Annotated in this window: 15 protein-coding genes; 7 read left to right on the top strand and 8 right to left on the bottom strand. The window is 69.0% G+C overall.

Going from position 1 to position 13,275, the window contains the following annotated elements; all coding sequences use genetic code 11:
* Position 1 precedes the first annotated feature (1 nt).
* Positions 2-439: a DUF7919 family protein gene (locus ACFQ4H_RS04950; RefSeq protein WP_377567424.1), complete on the top strand. Its 438-nt coding sequence runs from the start codon at positions 2-4 to the stop codon at positions 437-439.
* 872 nt (positions 440-1,311) lie between these two features.
* Here the strand turns inward: ACFQ4H_RS04950 and ACFQ4H_RS04945 are convergent.
* The 6 genes from ACFQ4H_RS04945 to ACFQ4H_RS04920 form a co-directional block, all read right to left on the bottom strand.
* Positions 1,312-2,139 (bottom strand): class I SAM-dependent methyltransferase, encoded by an 828-nt coding sequence (locus ACFQ4H_RS04945; protein WP_377567422.1) that lies wholly within the window; start codon positions 2,137-2,139, stop codon positions 1,312-1,314.
* 72 nt (positions 2,140-2,211) lie between these two features.
* A complete protein-coding gene (locus ACFQ4H_RS04940) occupies positions 2,212-2,709 on the bottom strand; it encodes a cupin domain-containing protein (RefSeq protein WP_377567420.1) in 498 nt (165 codons plus the stop codon).
* A gap of 64 nt (positions 2,710-2,773) precedes the next feature.
* Positions 2,774-3,940: a glycosyltransferase family 2 protein gene (locus ACFQ4H_RS04935; RefSeq protein WP_377567625.1), complete on the bottom strand. Its 1,167-nt coding sequence runs from the start codon at positions 3,938-3,940 to the stop codon at positions 2,774-2,776.
* Positions 3,941-3,978: 38 nt separating this feature from the next.
* Positions 3,979-4,761 (bottom strand): carotenoid biosynthesis protein, encoded by a 783-nt coding sequence (locus ACFQ4H_RS04930; RefSeq protein ID WP_377567623.1) that lies wholly within the window; start codon positions 4,759-4,761, stop codon positions 3,979-3,981.
* Positions 4,758-5,309: a GNAT family N-acetyltransferase gene (locus tag ACFQ4H_RS04925; RefSeq protein ID WP_377567418.1), complete on the bottom strand. Its 552-nt coding sequence runs from the start codon at positions 5,307-5,309 to the stop codon at positions 4,758-4,760. The genes ACFQ4H_RS04930 and ACFQ4H_RS04925 overlap by 4 nt, the downstream gene beginning before the upstream one ends.
* Before the next feature lie 13 nt (positions 5,310-5,322).
* The gene (locus tag ACFQ4H_RS04920; RefSeq protein ID WP_377567416.1) at positions 5,323-6,057 is read right to left on the bottom strand and encodes a monooxygenase; all 735 of its coding nucleotides are present in this window, start codon (positions 6,055-6,057) and stop codon (positions 5,323-5,325) included.
* 151 nt (positions 6,058-6,208) lie between these two features.
* Here ACFQ4H_RS04920 and ACFQ4H_RS04915 point away from each other — a divergent pair, with 151 nt between their 5' ends.
* Together ACFQ4H_RS04915 and ACFQ4H_RS04910 are read left to right on the top strand one after the other, a co-directional pair.
* Positions 6,209-7,426, top strand: coding sequence for an MFS transporter (locus tag ACFQ4H_RS04915; protein WP_377567414.1), 1,218 nt, complete (start codon positions 6,209-6,211; stop codon positions 7,424-7,426).
* The gene (locus ACFQ4H_RS04910) at positions 7,423-8,337 is read left to right on the top strand and encodes a MerR family transcriptional regulator (RefSeq protein ID WP_377567412.1); all 915 of its coding nucleotides are present in this window, start codon (positions 7,423-7,425) and stop codon (positions 8,335-8,337) included. Before ACFQ4H_RS04915 ends, ACFQ4H_RS04910 begins: the two co-directional genes overlap by 4 nt.
* Positions 8,338-8,372: 35 nt before the next feature.
* Here ACFQ4H_RS04910 and ACFQ4H_RS04905 read toward each other — a convergent pair whose 3' ends face one another.
* Both ACFQ4H_RS04905 and ACFQ4H_RS04900 read right to left on the bottom strand, forming a co-directional pair.
* Complete coding sequence (locus tag ACFQ4H_RS04905) at positions 8,373-8,861, bottom strand: YbaK/EbsC family protein (protein WP_377567410.1); 489 nt, start codon at positions 8,859-8,861, stop codon at positions 8,373-8,375.
* Positions 8,862-8,904: 43 nt separating this feature from the next.
* Positions 8,905-9,900 carry an EamA family transporter gene (locus tag ACFQ4H_RS04900; protein WP_377567408.1) on the bottom strand — a complete coding sequence of 332 codons (996 nt, stop codon included), beginning with the start codon at positions 9,898-9,900 and terminating at the stop codon, positions 8,905-8,907.
* Positions 9,901-10,601: 701 nt separating this feature from the next.
* On the opposite strand from ACFQ4H_RS04900, the gene ACFQ4H_RS04895 reads away from it, so the two are divergent.
* From ACFQ4H_RS04895 to ACFQ4H_RS04880, 4 genes are all read left to right on the top strand, one after another.
* Positions 10,602-11,054 (top strand): SAV_6107 family HEPN domain-containing protein, encoded by a 453-nt coding sequence (locus tag ACFQ4H_RS04895; RefSeq protein WP_377567406.1) that lies wholly within the window; start codon positions 10,602-10,604, stop codon positions 11,052-11,054.
* A gap of 65 nt (positions 11,055-11,119) precedes the next feature.
* The gene (locus ACFQ4H_RS04890) at positions 11,120-11,854 is read left to right on the top strand and encodes a hypothetical protein (RefSeq protein WP_377567404.1); all 735 of its coding nucleotides are present in this window, start codon (positions 11,120-11,122) and stop codon (positions 11,852-11,854) included.
* A 90-nt stretch (positions 11,855-11,944) separates the two neighbouring features.
* A complete protein-coding gene (locus tag ACFQ4H_RS04885; protein ID WP_377567402.1) occupies positions 11,945-12,541 on the top strand; it encodes a type 1 periplasmic-binding domain-containing protein in 597 nt (198 codons plus the stop codon).
* 104 nt (positions 12,542-12,645) lie between these two features.
* Positions 12,646-13,266: a hypothetical protein gene (locus ACFQ4H_RS04880; protein ID WP_377567400.1), complete on the top strand. Its 621-nt coding sequence runs from the start codon at positions 12,646-12,648 to the stop codon at positions 13,264-13,266.
* Positions 13,267-13,275: the final 9 nt, after the last annotated feature.

Below are 13,275 nucleotides of genomic sequence, written 5' to 3'. Positions count from 1 at the left end.
CGTGTACTTCCCTGACTTGAGTTCTTATGAATATGGTCCACTCGCCTTCCCTTGTCCTGTGGCCTTTAACGTCGGGTGGCTCGATGTTTCTGAATCATTCTCTTCGGGGCCTGTGTGCGAAGGGTTCCTGGAGAAACTTGGCTTTATGGTGGAGAGTCCAATCAATGTAACCCGAGGAGCGCATCTGTGTGCCTTTTGCTTGGTGGAGGTGCAATCGAAGTGTGGCGAAAAAATGAATGGAATGCTTATGGTTCAAAGTGTTGAGCGTCTGGGGGGATTGGGGAATGGTGAGATTGTTGTGAAAGGTGAGGGTGGCGTTTGCTACTTTGCGCCAGTCCTTATCTATCATTATGTTGAGAAGCACGAGTATCAACCTCCGGATGAATTTGTAGATGCCGTCCTGAGGGGGGATGATAATTCTGGGAATTTGCCTGAATGAAGTGTGTGGGTGGTCGATTGTGATGACTTATTGATCTAAGTCAATAATTGCTGCGACTGGATTTATTGATTGAGGGATTGTTGTTAGGTGGAGGTTGATGGTGAAATGTTTGCTGGCCGGGAAAGTTTGATTGAATTGTGAGCCTGTATTGGTCGTGGAGGTAATTCAACTGGTTTTGATTGGCTTCTTTCGGCTGGGGGGCGCCGACCGGGATCAGGGGGTCTCCGAGCGGGGTTGTGATGGTGATGGCTTCGCGTAGAGCAAGTCAGTCGAGGGGCAATGCGACGATCGGCGGGGGATAATTTGCGGCTGAGGCCCTTCATTCTAGGGCTGAGCTTGATCTGTGCTGGAGCCTCGACGCGGTGCTGCATGTCGTAGCTCGGCGCTTAGGTTGATGGAAGCATCGTGTCGATCATGTGGCTAGGTTTGGTGATCTATCATCGACGATTAACCATCGATGTTTCGCACTGATGTCAAATAGGCGCTTGAAGGCCGGGAACGATTATCGCAGCTTCTGCAACAGCGGAGTTTGCCTTGCGCCCTTCAAGTGGCCCTTGTGGCGAGTGATATGAACGTCGGTAATAGCTTGCAGATGCGGGAGTATTTGGGCTTGATCTGGATAGAAGGCAAACCCGGCATTCGCCTGCACATTCTTGCTAGGTCTTCCGATGAGGCGAGGTCCCGCGTTATTGAAGAGTACGGAGAAGGGCATGTTACTTCCGTCTGGAACGAGGGAGATGCATCGAGCGCTCGATAGTGCGAGGAGTGCCAGGTCACGTCCGTGCGAAGTGTTGAGCTGATGCGTTGGTGTTGTCACCCGTGTCGGATAGTGTGCGTCGTGGCCGCCGAGCGGCGGGCACGACGAGGACCCGTCAGACCCGCTTGCGGGCCTGCAACGTGTACGTCTGCGGCAGACGCCACGGCCGATCCGCCAGCCGCCATTCCCCGTGCTCGTCACGGACCGTGGAGCCGGGCAGAGCGTCCCACGGTGCGCTGTCGTGCTCGACCAGCATGGTGATCTCGAGACCGGCGTCGAACAGCGCGGTGACGATCTCGCCCAGGCCGTGGTTCCACTCGTGGGTCACGTTGTGGGTGAAGGTCGCATCGGTGGCGACGTAGGTGCCGGGTTCGTCCCACACCATCGGCTCGGGTCGCTCGAAATAGGGATAGTCCACGGTCAACAGGTCCTTACCGCGGGCGTTGTCGATCGCCCACAGCATCGGGTGGCCCTCCCGGATGAAGAGCCGGCCGCCCGGACGTAGCAACGCGCCGACGACCTGCGCCCAGCGGCGGATGTCCGGCAACCAGCCCAGCGCACCCACCCCGGTGTAGACGAGATCGAAGCTGCCCGGCTCCAGGACCTTCGGGGCGTCGTACACCGTCGACTCGACGAAGTCGACGTCCGCTCCCGTACGGGCAGCCAGGCTGCGGGCCTGGGCCAGGGAAGCGCCGGAGAAGTCCAACCCGGTGATCCGGGCGCCGAGCCGGTGCAGGGAGAGGGTGTCGGTACCGATGTGGCACTGGAGGTGTACGGCCCGAAGGCCGTTGACATCGCCGAGGCGTGGCAGGTCGAACTGGACCACCTGGCTGAGGAAGTTCGGGTCTTCGATGAAGCGGTCGACGGCATAGTCGGGTGAGGTCGCGTGCGCGGGGGCACGCTCGTCCCAGTTCGCCCGGTTGACCGCAAGGTAGTCCGTCACGACCGGACCATTCCACACCCACACCGGCAGCTTCAACAGCATTTACCCGGGTCAGCTAGACCCGGTCATGGGTCAGATCCCGACGGCGTACTGGTCGTGGCGGGCGTACAACTCGGTCCACTCCTGGTCGGTGAGCTGACGGCCGGTGGCGACGATCTCGGCGAGTTCCTCGAAGTACGCCTCGCGGGGCGCGCCGGGCGTGAACAGCACCAGCATCGAAGCCGGAGCCCCGGAGTCGTTACTGAAGGCGTGCACACCGCCCGGCGGTACGTAGAGGAAGTCGCCCGGCGTGGCGTCGAGCCACTTCTCGCCGTCGTAGAGGGACACGGTGCCGTCCAGGACGAAGAACGACTCGGAGATCGTCCGGTGGTAGTGCGCGCCGGGCGTGTTGGGGATCCCCGCCATGTCCCATCGGTACAGGCCGAACTGCCCGTCGGTGGTGTCGCCGGTCGCCAGGTAGCCGACCCGGGACTTCACCCCGATCGTGAGGTCCGGTTCGACGGTGGCGGGCCGGTAGGTCGCGACGACCGTGCCACTGTCGGCGAAGTACCGGGGCGGAGGATAGGACATCGTCGGGTCACCTCAGTCGATCATCGGTCACGGTTGCGGAGTCGACCCTATGGACCAGGTCGGCCTACCGAGAAGATCCAATTCCGTCCGAACCAACTGGGCCAATCCGCACCGGTCGGCCCCGCCAGGACAGGCGTCCCCGTCGCCGCAGCCGGTAGGAGTGGACCACCAGCCAGCCGAGCACCGCCACCGACAGCGGATGGACCAGGGCATCCGGCCACCACCGGCCACCGGTCGACCGGGCACTCACCACCCGACCGACGAATCCGAGCAGGTAGGCGACCAGTGCCGCCAGGGCGATCACCGGCTCACCCGCCACCGCTGCCCCGATCGCCAGCACCGGCGGTACGGCGTACAACAGGAACAGCATGGACACGACGGCCGCCGCGCCGACCGGCGAACCGAACGACGCCCACAGCGACTTGCCGTAACCGTCACGCAGCCCGGGCCACGAGTCGTACATCCGGCAGCTGGCCAGCGCCGACGCGTCGGCCAGCGCGATCCGCCCGCCGGACCGTTTCACCGCCCGGGCCAGCTCGACGTCCTCCAGGATCCGGTCCCGTACCGCCGCGTGCCCGCCGGCCCGGTCGTAGCCGGTCCGGTCCACCACCAGCCACTGTCCACCGGCGGCGGCCAGCGCCGGCCGGGGTGAGCGTTCCATCGCCCGTAGCGGCAGGAACGTCAGCCACAACCACTGCAACAACGGCTGGACCAGCCGCTCGCCCACCGAGCCGGCGACGATCCGGGGGTACGGCGACAGCAGCGTCGCCGGTACCGTACGCAGCGCGTCGACCGAGGCGGCCACCGCGTACGGGGCGAGCACCACGTCGGCGTCGACGAAGACGAGTACGGTCGCCGCCGGATCCGCCAACTCGGCGAGCTGCTGACAGGCGTACGGCTTGCCCAGCCAGCCGGGTGGCAGCGGTGCTCCGGTGACCAGTCGTACCCGCGGATCACCGGCGGCGACACCGCGTACGACGTCGGCGGTGCCGTCGGACGAACCGTCGTCCAGCACGACGATCTCCAGGTCGGGTACCCCCTGCTGGGCCAGCAGGGCCCGCAGACATCCGGCGACCCGGGTGGCCTCGTCGCGTACCGGAAGCAGCACCGCGACCGTCCCGTCCACGGCGACCGGGGTGGCCGGCAGCCGACGCAGCCAGCGGGTCGCGTTGACGTACGTGTGTGCGGTCAACACGGTGACCAGCGCAGCCAGCGTGACGACGCCGGCCAGCAGACCAACCGGCCAGGTCAGCAAGTCAACGGACCAGGTCAAATCGCCGGGCCGACCCGGCGGGCCGGAACCCGCCGGGCCAGGGTGACCGCCAGCGGGACGGCGACCGTCGCCATGGCCAGGGTGCCCCAGGCCGCCGAGGCCGGCAGGCCCAGGAACACCGCGTGGGCGAGGATGCTGGCGGCGTACGTCCACAGGTAGAGGGCGTGCATCGGGCCGTCGGCGTCGGTGACGCGCGCCGCAGTCGGACCGGCGGCCAGGCGCAGCAGTCCCGCGAACGCCACCGCGACCAGCAGCCAGCCCAGGTAGTTGCCGAGTGGTACACCGGGCACCCCGGGCAGGGCGGGGGAGGGATCCTGCCAGGTCCAGTAGCCTTCCGACACCATCTGTGGATCGAGGAACACGTCCCAGGCCGCCAGGCCCAGCCCGGCCAGCGCGACCCGACCGACCCCCGAGTCGGTCAGGCGTACCGCCGCCAACCAGGCGGGCCAGGCCATCCAGGTCCAGGCCAGCGGGATCACCAGTGGCACGCCGGCCACCGCCGGCCCGAGTTGCCCGGAGTACTGGTAGATCCCGAACGGGACGCCGGTCGCGACGCCGACCACCTCCACCGCCAGACCGCCGCCGGTGGTCACCGCGACCAGCGCCAGAGCGGTACGCGGACCTCGGCTGAGCAGGGCGTGCGTGACCGACAGCAGGTAGCCCAGCAGGACCGTGGCCACGGTCAGCCGGGCCCGGTCCACCCCGCCGGTGAGCGGGTAGCCGATCTGTCCCAGTACCAGCAGACCCAGCAGCAGCCAGGGCAGTCGGTGCCGGATCATCCGCGTGGCGGGATCCACGGAAGTTCCCGGCCGAGTACGGCGAAGGGCCGCTCGTCACCGGGGAACCGGAAGTTACGCAGGACGTCGTGGAAGCCGAAGCGGCGGTAGAGCCGCCACGCCCGGGAGGTCTGCTCGTCCGCCTCTGGGGTGGACAGCAGGGTGGTGCTGCCGTTGGCCATGCTGAGCAGGGCGCTCAACTGTCGGGCACCCAGACCGTGGCCCTGGGCCGGGGGACGTACGTGCAACTCGACCACCTCGAAGCAGTCGGTGAACCAGGTCGCCCGGGCGTCCCTGTCCAGTACGGCGTACACCTGGTCGTGCCACCACTGCCCCGGGATGGACTGGTAGCCGTAGCCGAAGCCGGCCAGGTGACCCTCGTTCGTCAGGGTGGCGACCGCACGGAAACCGGGCCGACGGGCGTGACTGGCGATGTAGCCCCGCCGAGCCTCCAGCAACTCGGCTCGGTAGCCCATCGCCTCGCCGTAGACCGCCATGACGTCGTCCAGCCGCCGGGCGAGATCGTCCGGTTGCCACGGCACGAGCCTCATGCCTGTCTGCTCCTCACTGTCGATCGTCACCGTCATCGTCGCCGGTCGACACCCAGCCGAGTACTCCCGGGTCACCGGCGACGTCAAGCACCTCGAACCGCGCGAAAAGCTCCTCGGCGTACCACCGTTGGGCCGGGGTGGACGTGATCGCCGCGCGGTGCTGCGGGTGACGGTACGCGAAGTTGACCAGGTCTGTGTTGTTGCGCCACACGGTGACCGTGCCCTGCCAGCCCAGCGGTGCCTCACCGATGCCGAACGCGGCCAGCAGACCGGGGGCGTCCCGGAGCGCGGCGGCGACCGGCGGCACGGCCCGCCAGAAGGTCAGCGCCCGGTGTGGGCGCAGCCGGGCCCGGGTCAGTGCCAGCACCGGTCCGCTGGTGACGGGGCCGGGCGACGGTTGGCCGAACGGCTCGGTACCGGCCCACCGGCCACGACTGGCCAGCGGACGCAGGTCGAGGCGGGCACCGGCCCGGGCGATCCGCCGCCAGGCGCGTCCGGTCGGAGTGTCGTCGAACCCGGCCGCCCGGCCAGGATCGGTCCACACCAGCAGCGCCGCCCACCGGGTCAGGTCGGCGTCCGTCGGCCCGAAACCGGTGCCGGTGCCCGTGCCGAGCAGCTTGCCGAACCGTACGCCGGGATCGGTCCGTAGCCGGCGCGGGTCCACCGCCATCCGGACCAGCGCGCGGGGGAGCACGGACCGTGACACCCGCCAGACATGCAGGGTGACCAGGTCGGATGTTCCGTTCATCGGTTCACCATGATCCCATCCGAGCCGGGAGCCGGGAGCCGGGCGTCGGGAGCCGGGAGCCGGGCGTCGGGAGCCGGGAGCCGGGCGTCGGCGTACCGGCCGACGCGGACGACTTGACCCCGACGTAGCGTCGTACTTTCTGCTCGACGACGTGAAGCGGATACCCGTCGCCTTTCTGGCGTCCGAACTCCTGTCCCTGCTCGGCAACGCGATCGCCGGCGTGGCCCTGCCGCTGATCGTGTTGCAGTCGACCGGCAGCGTCCTCGGTGCGGGGCTCGTCGCGGCGGCCACGGCGGTGCCGGCGATGCTCGGTGGACTGTTCACCGGTGTGCTGATCGACCGGATCAACCGGCGGACCGCCTCGATCGTCACCGATCTGATCTCGGCCGGAGCAGTGGCCGCGCTGCCGGTCGTCGACCGCCTGGTCGGTCTCGAACTGGGCTGGTTCATCCTGTTCGGCATCGTCGGTTCGCTCGGGGACGTACCCGGGATGACCGCCCGAGAGGCGCTGCTCCCGGCGATCGTGCGGCACGGCGGGATCACCACGGAGCGGCTGGTGGGCGTACGGGAGAGCATCGGCGCCCTGGCGATCCTGGTCGGTCCGGCGGCAGCCGGTGGCCTGATGGCACTCTTCGACGGGTCGGCGGTGTTGTGGATCACCGCGGTGACCTCGCTGGCGGCAGCGTTGGTGACCCTGACACTGCCCCGTGGGGTGGGCGATCTCGCCGCTGAGTCCGGCCCGGCCACCGGCTGGGCCCAGCTCCGGGAGGGCTGGCGGTTGCTCTTCCGGGGAAGCCGCTTCCTGCTGGCGGTCACCCTGATCAACCTGGTACTGGCGATCGTGCTGTCCGCGCTGCAGGGACTCGTCCTGCCGGTGCACTTCACCCTCCTGGACCAGCCCGGCCTGCTCGGTCTGGTGCTCAGTTCGATCGCGCTCGGCACCCTCGTCGGCGGGGGCGTCTACGCCGTCGTGGGCAGCCGGGGGCCACGCCGGGCCTGGTTCGTCGCCGGGTTCGGCACGAGCGTGCTCGGGATCGCGACGATCGCCGTACTGCCCGCCGCCGGGTTCGTGTTCGTCGGCGCCTTCCTTCTCGGTGTGGCGGCGGCGCTGCTCAGCGGGCTGCTCGGCGTACTCATGCTGGAGCGGATCCCGGACCGGATGCGCGGCCGGATCCTCGGTACCCAGAACGCGATCCTGACCGGTGCGGCACCGGTCGGCATCGTGGCGGCGGCCGTTGCCGTCGAGTACGCCGGACTCGCCGTCGCCGCAGCCGCCTTCGCGGTCGTCTGGGCGCTGGCCGCCGTCGTCGCCGTCACCAGCCGGGCACTGCGTAGCCTGGAGGCAGCCCCGATGAAGGAGAGCGTGTGAACAGCGGCGAGCTGGCCCGACTGGCCGGCGTGTCGGTACGGACGCTGCGCCACTACCACCAGATCGGTGTCCTGCCCGAGCCGCCCCGGGCCGGCAACGGTTACCGGTGCTACCAGATCGGTGACCTGGTCCGACTGCTGCGGATCAAGCGCCTGGCGGCACTGGGGATTCCACTCGACCGGATGCCGGAGTTGCTGGACGACACCGGTCGGCACCCGCCGCAGCCACCGCACCTGCCGCACCCGTCGGAGCCGTCGGACCTGCCGCACCTGCTGGAGCCGTCGGACCTGCCGCACCTGCTGGAGCCGTCGCACCCGCCGGTGTCGCCGGTGTCGCCGGTGTCGTCGGACCTGCTGGACCAACTCGACCGGGAACTCGACGCCGAGATCGAGCGGCTGACCCGGCAGCGGGAGATCATCGCGCAGATCCGGGCGGAGGGTGTCGCCCCGGACATCCCGCCCGAACTGGCCCGGTTCTTCGCGGTGTTCGGTTCCAGCGGCATGTCGCCGGCACTGACCGCGACCGATCGGGACCAGTCCGTCCTGCTTGCCCACCTGGTCGGTGAGCGGGGCAGACCACGGTTGGCGGCGTTCTGTGAGCTGCTGGCCTCCGCAGAGTTCGCCCCACGGGTCGCCGTGTTCGTACGCCGGTTCGCGGAACTGGCTCCGGACGCTGACGGCGACACCATCGACACACTCGTCGAGGAGTGCGTCGCGCTCTTCGGGGCCGTCGTCACCGAACTGGGCGGGGCGGCTGTCCTGCCGGTGGTCGACGAGAAGCAACTCCGGCTTCTCGACGACTACCTCGAAGAGCAGCTCAACCCTGCCCAGCAGACGTTCTTCACCCGGGTGGCCGCCTACCACGACTCGGTTCCGCTGCCACCGGGAGCGGACGCCCGAGGATCGACCTGACCGGCCCGCCGCTGGCGGTCACCTCGTGCGGTGGGTCAGGCCACGTCGGCGGGCGTGCCGCCGGTGATCCGGAGCAGTTCGGCGTACGTCGTCGGGAAGACCGCCTGGGGTACGCCGCCGGCGGCCCAGATCTCGTCGTAGCCGGCCAGCGCGGAGTCGACCAGCGTACGGACCGGTTTCGGGTGCCCGAGCGGCGCGACGCCACCGATCGGCTGGCCGGTGTGCTCCCGTACGAATTCCGGGGTGGCCCGCTTCAGGGCGGTCACGCCGAGGCGGGCGGCGAGTCCGGCGGTGTCGACCCGGTGCGCGCCCGAGGTGAGTACCAGCAGCGGGTCACCGTCCGCGTTGAAGATCAACGAGTTGGCGATCTGTCCTACCTCGATGCCCAGGGCGGCTGCCGCCGCAGCGGCGGTGTGTACCGCCTCGGGCAGGATCTGGACCTGGCTCGGCGAGCCGGAGCCGTTACGGGCGCTGGCGTTGTCCAGTACGTCCTGGACAGCGCGCACGTTCGGATGTGACTGCATCCCGTCATCTTTCCCTGTCATCGTAGTTGTCCGGTTGACCGGGTCAGCCGGACGAGACCGTTCCGGTCGACCGGGAACCGGCGTCGACCAGCACGTCGGGCGCGGTCGGCGGTTCGGCGGCCGGAGCCCTGACCCGGGCGGTCTCGGCGATCGCCACCCCGACCAGCACCAGGGTGCCGCCGGCCAGCTGGGCTGCGCTGAGCGCCTCACCGGCACCCAGCGTGAGCCAGGCGATTCCCGCCGCCAGTACCGGTTCGATCATGCCGATGATCCCGACGCTGGTCGCCGGCAGATGCCGCAGGCCGCCGGCCACCAGCAGGAACGGTGCGATCGAGCCGAGCAGCACGACGTACGCGCAGAGCAGCAGGACCGGCACACCACCGCTGCTCTGGCCCAGCGGTTCCCAGCCACCGGTGCCGGCGGTGGCGGCCCGGGTGAGCAGGCCGACCACGGCCGACGTGCCGAATGCCCAGGTGGTCAGGGACAGGGAGTCCCGGGTGCGTACCCCGTGTGCGCCGAGTACGTAGTAGATGGCGAGGAGTACGGCCGCACTGAACCCGGCGAGTACGCCGATGCCGTCCAGGCGTAGACCACCCCACACCTCGGCGACTCCGGCCAGGCCGATCAGGCTCAGTGCCATTCCGCCCCAGAGTCGGGGTCGTACCTGTTGGCGCTGGCCGAACCGGGCCCAGAGCGCGACGAACAGCGGAGCGGTGTACTCGAACAGCAGCGCGATTCCGACCGGCAGCCGGGAGATCGCCACGAAGTAGAGCATCGGGACCAGGAAGAAGCCGGTCAGGCCGTAGCCGATCAGCAGGGGAAGCTCCCGGACGGTGATCCGCAGCCGGCGGGGGCCGGGGCGGAGCAGCAGGCTCAGCGCCAGCAGGCCCGTGAAGGCGCCAGCGGCACGGATCAGGGTGAGTTGTGGCGCCTCGATCCCGGCTTGCAGCACCAGCTTCGACACTGTGCCGTTGACCGCGAACAGGATCCCCGAGGCGACCACCATGAGCACCCCGAGGGCGGGTCTACGAGTCGTCACGCGGAGAGGCTACCGGCGGCGGTGACAGGGGTGAAACGAAATCCAGTCATTACCGCCCGGTGGGACGTGACCATTCGTGCGGACCGGTCGGTACCGGCGGACAGAGTGAGGTTTCGACCGGTCGAGTCCTGCGTCGATTGGGCTGCGGGTCCGCGCCGACGAGGGAGGGGTGCGCATCGTCGGCTTCGGTCACTGAGAAGGGGTACGGCATCGTCGGCTTCGGTCACTGACGGTCGGCGCTCCGGTTCCTGAACGGCGGCCCGCGCCGTGAGAGTGGGGCTCCCCGCCACGGTCGAGCTGTCGAAACTCGCCGAAGGTTGCTTTTTCGTCGGACGGGGGGTGTACTGTCTCCAGTAGTTAGAACGTGTGTTCGATTAGATCGAACGCTCGTTCGAGCCTCCGGGAAGGCGTTTCGCGGCGTCGATCCCGGAAGCGGTTCCGCGGACCGCGCGGGTTCGGACAGTCGCGAGTCCGGACCCCTACAGGCAGGACCGCTGCCGCCGCCCACGACCCCCGGGCGGCGGCAGCGGACCCGCCCGGCTCAGCCGGCCGGGTGTGGTGTGGGGAAGCGTCCACATCCGGCCGGCGACCCCATCGGTGCGACTTCCTCCGCACCAGGGGCTAGCAGTCCAGCGCGCCACTGCCGGTTTCAGCCGGTTCCGGGGCGTGACGAAAGTTGGCGACGCGGAGGAGTGGATCCCATGCCGACCAATCAGGCTCAGGCACCCACCGTGCCGGTGCACATGTTGCCTCACCGTACGCCGGTCCAACTGCTGGCAATCGCCCGTCAAGGGCTGGTGGAGGCCGCCCAGACCCGGCCCGACGGCCTCCGCAACGCCGCCGCGAACCTGGCCGCCCTGCGCGCCGCCGCAGCGATGCTGGCCGCCCGCGCCCGCCCCGCACCCACCCGGCGGAACCGGGTCACCAGCGTCTGGGCGCTTCTCGTGCTCGTCGCCCCGGAGATGGGCGAGTGGGCGAACTTCTTCGCCACCGGCGCGACCAAACGGGCTGCGGCCGAGGCCGGCATCCCCCGGGTGGTCACCACCGGCGAGGCGGACAACCTGCTACGCGCGGCAGAGGAGTTCGTGGCAGAGGTCGAGGTGACGCTAGGAGTCGCCCACCAGCCGGTCCTCGACGGGCTGGCCGCCGCCTGACGATCCGCCGATCACGAACCACGAACCAACCAAGGAAGATCTAGAACAGGCAGGAGAGAAGGTCCATGGCGGGCCGGATGGTGGTCGGTTCCGCCGCGTTGGCCGGACTGGTCCGACCAGCCAGTGAGTCGGATGCGGCCGGTGCCCACCGGATGCTGCCGGTGCTACCCGAGTTGTCCGGGCTGCTGCCCAACCGAGGGCTACGCCGGGGCAGCACTGTCGCGGTCACCGCCGGTCAACCGGCCGGCAACGGCGGTACGTCGCTGGTGCTGGCACTACTGGCTGAAGCGTCCCGATCCGGCTCGTGGTGCGCGGTGGTCGGCGTACCCACCTTCGGGGCGGTCGCCGCCGCCGACCTCGGCATCGCACTGGACCGGCTGGCTCTCGTACCGCACCCCGGGCCCGAGTGGGCAACCGTGGTGGCCGCCCTGATCGACGGGGTCGACGTCGTGGTCACCACCGTTCCGAAGGCGGTCACCACATCGGTCGTCACCCGACTGGCTGCCCGCGCCCGACAGCGGGGGAGTGTGCTCGTCCCGTACGGCGAGTGGGACGGTGCCGACGTCACGTTGCGCGTGGTACGGGGCAACTGGGAGGGACTCGGCCAGGGCCGGGGACGGCTACGTCGTCGTGAAGTCACCATCTCCGCCCGAGGCCGGGGTGCCGCCGCCCGACCGAAGGAGATCAGGGTCTGGCTGCCCGGTGACCGGTCAGCACGTACGGGTGCCCGGGGCGCGACCCCGCCAGAGTCCGCACCTTCGGTGTCCCGTCGGACCTCGTTGACGCTCGTCAGCCCGTGACTCGATCATCGCGAGCGGGTCGGAATTGACGTCCCTGAAGATGACCAAGCCGTCTATGCCTGGTCAGTCGGTGCGGGTACGCTCCTCGCCGTGTTGGGTGGCGGAGTGGGACGTCGGGTACGGATGAAGCGGCAACCTCGGCGTGGCGCGACGCCGAGAGGTCGACTGAGCCTGGGTCAACTGCCGGGTGGTCGGTGGCGCTGGTGGGCTGGCGGTGCAGTGCTGGCCGCGGTGGCCGGAGTGGTGACCTGGGCGGTATGGCCTTCGCCACAGCCGGAGCCGCGAGCGCGGCAGTATCGGGACGTCACCGCCTGCCTGCTCACCGATGAACGGGGAGTGACGGGGCCGGAGGCCGCAGCGGTCTGGGCCGGGATGCAGGAGGCGTCTCTGAAGACGCGGGCCAAGGTCCAGTTCCTCGAGGTGGATGGTGCGCAGACCGCCGACAATGCGCGTACCTATCTGGCCAGTCTGGTGCAGAGTCGGTGCAACCTGGTGCTGGCGGTGGGTGCTGCTCCGGTCGATGCCGTACGGGAGAACGCGGACCGTTTCCCGGCCGCGCGTTTCGTGACTGTCGGTGGTGGTGTGCCTACGGCCAATGTGTCCGTTGTGGAGGAAACAGCGGCAGACGCGGTACATACCCGGGTTAGCAGGATTGTTACCGAGATGATGGGCGCCGACGCCGATTGACGGCCACCCCCCAATGTGGACTTTCCGTAACGGCATCTTGACGGAAAGATCGTCTATGTCGCAGACTCCCCGCTGCTGATCTTCAAAGCAGGGAGGAGCCGGCCGTGCGCCGTTGCGGTGGTCGGGCGTTGCGTCGTGGGGCGCTCCTGGTCGCGGTGCCGCCGGGCGCGGTACCGCCGGATGGCGGCTTCCCGCTGAGCTGGCTCACCTGGTTCGCGCAGCGGCCGGCCTGGTCGGCTGCGGCTGCCTTTGTCGGGCTCCCGGTGCAGCATCAGCAGGCCCTCCCGCCCAGCGACGGTCGGGCGTCGGCGGCGTCGACCCAGGCTCGGGGCGGCGCGGGTCGGGCACCCCAGCCGGCCCCAGACACGCTGGCGCCGTACCAGCCCTATCAGCCCACTAGGTCACCGAGCACGACCGGTGCGTCGGCCCGGTTCGACGCCCAGACCAGTAAGCGTATGCCAGCGGCGGCGACCGCGAAGTCCGACGTGTACGCCAATGCCGACGGCTCCTACACCCGACGGGTGTACAGCCGGCCGGTCAACTACCAACTGCCCGACGGCTCGTGGCATCCGATCGATCCGAACCTCGAATGGCGAGCCGATGGCCGGATCCACATGCGGGCGAACTCGTTGCGGATCTCCGCGGCCGGCACCGGCGAGACCCCCGCTGCGTCCACCACCATCGCGCGGCAGACTGCGGAAACCACGAGGACCTTGCCGAGCTGACGCTGCCGT

Origin of the sequence: Micromonospora sonneratiae (assembly GCF_042679305.1) — a bacterium.
Lineage (GTDB): Bacteria > Actinomycetota > Actinomycetes > Mycobacteriales > Micromonosporaceae > Micromonospora_H > Micromonospora_H sonneratiae.
The sequence above is the reverse complement of the archived record's forward strand: the minus strand, read 5'-3'. Positions and strand labels throughout refer to the sequence as shown.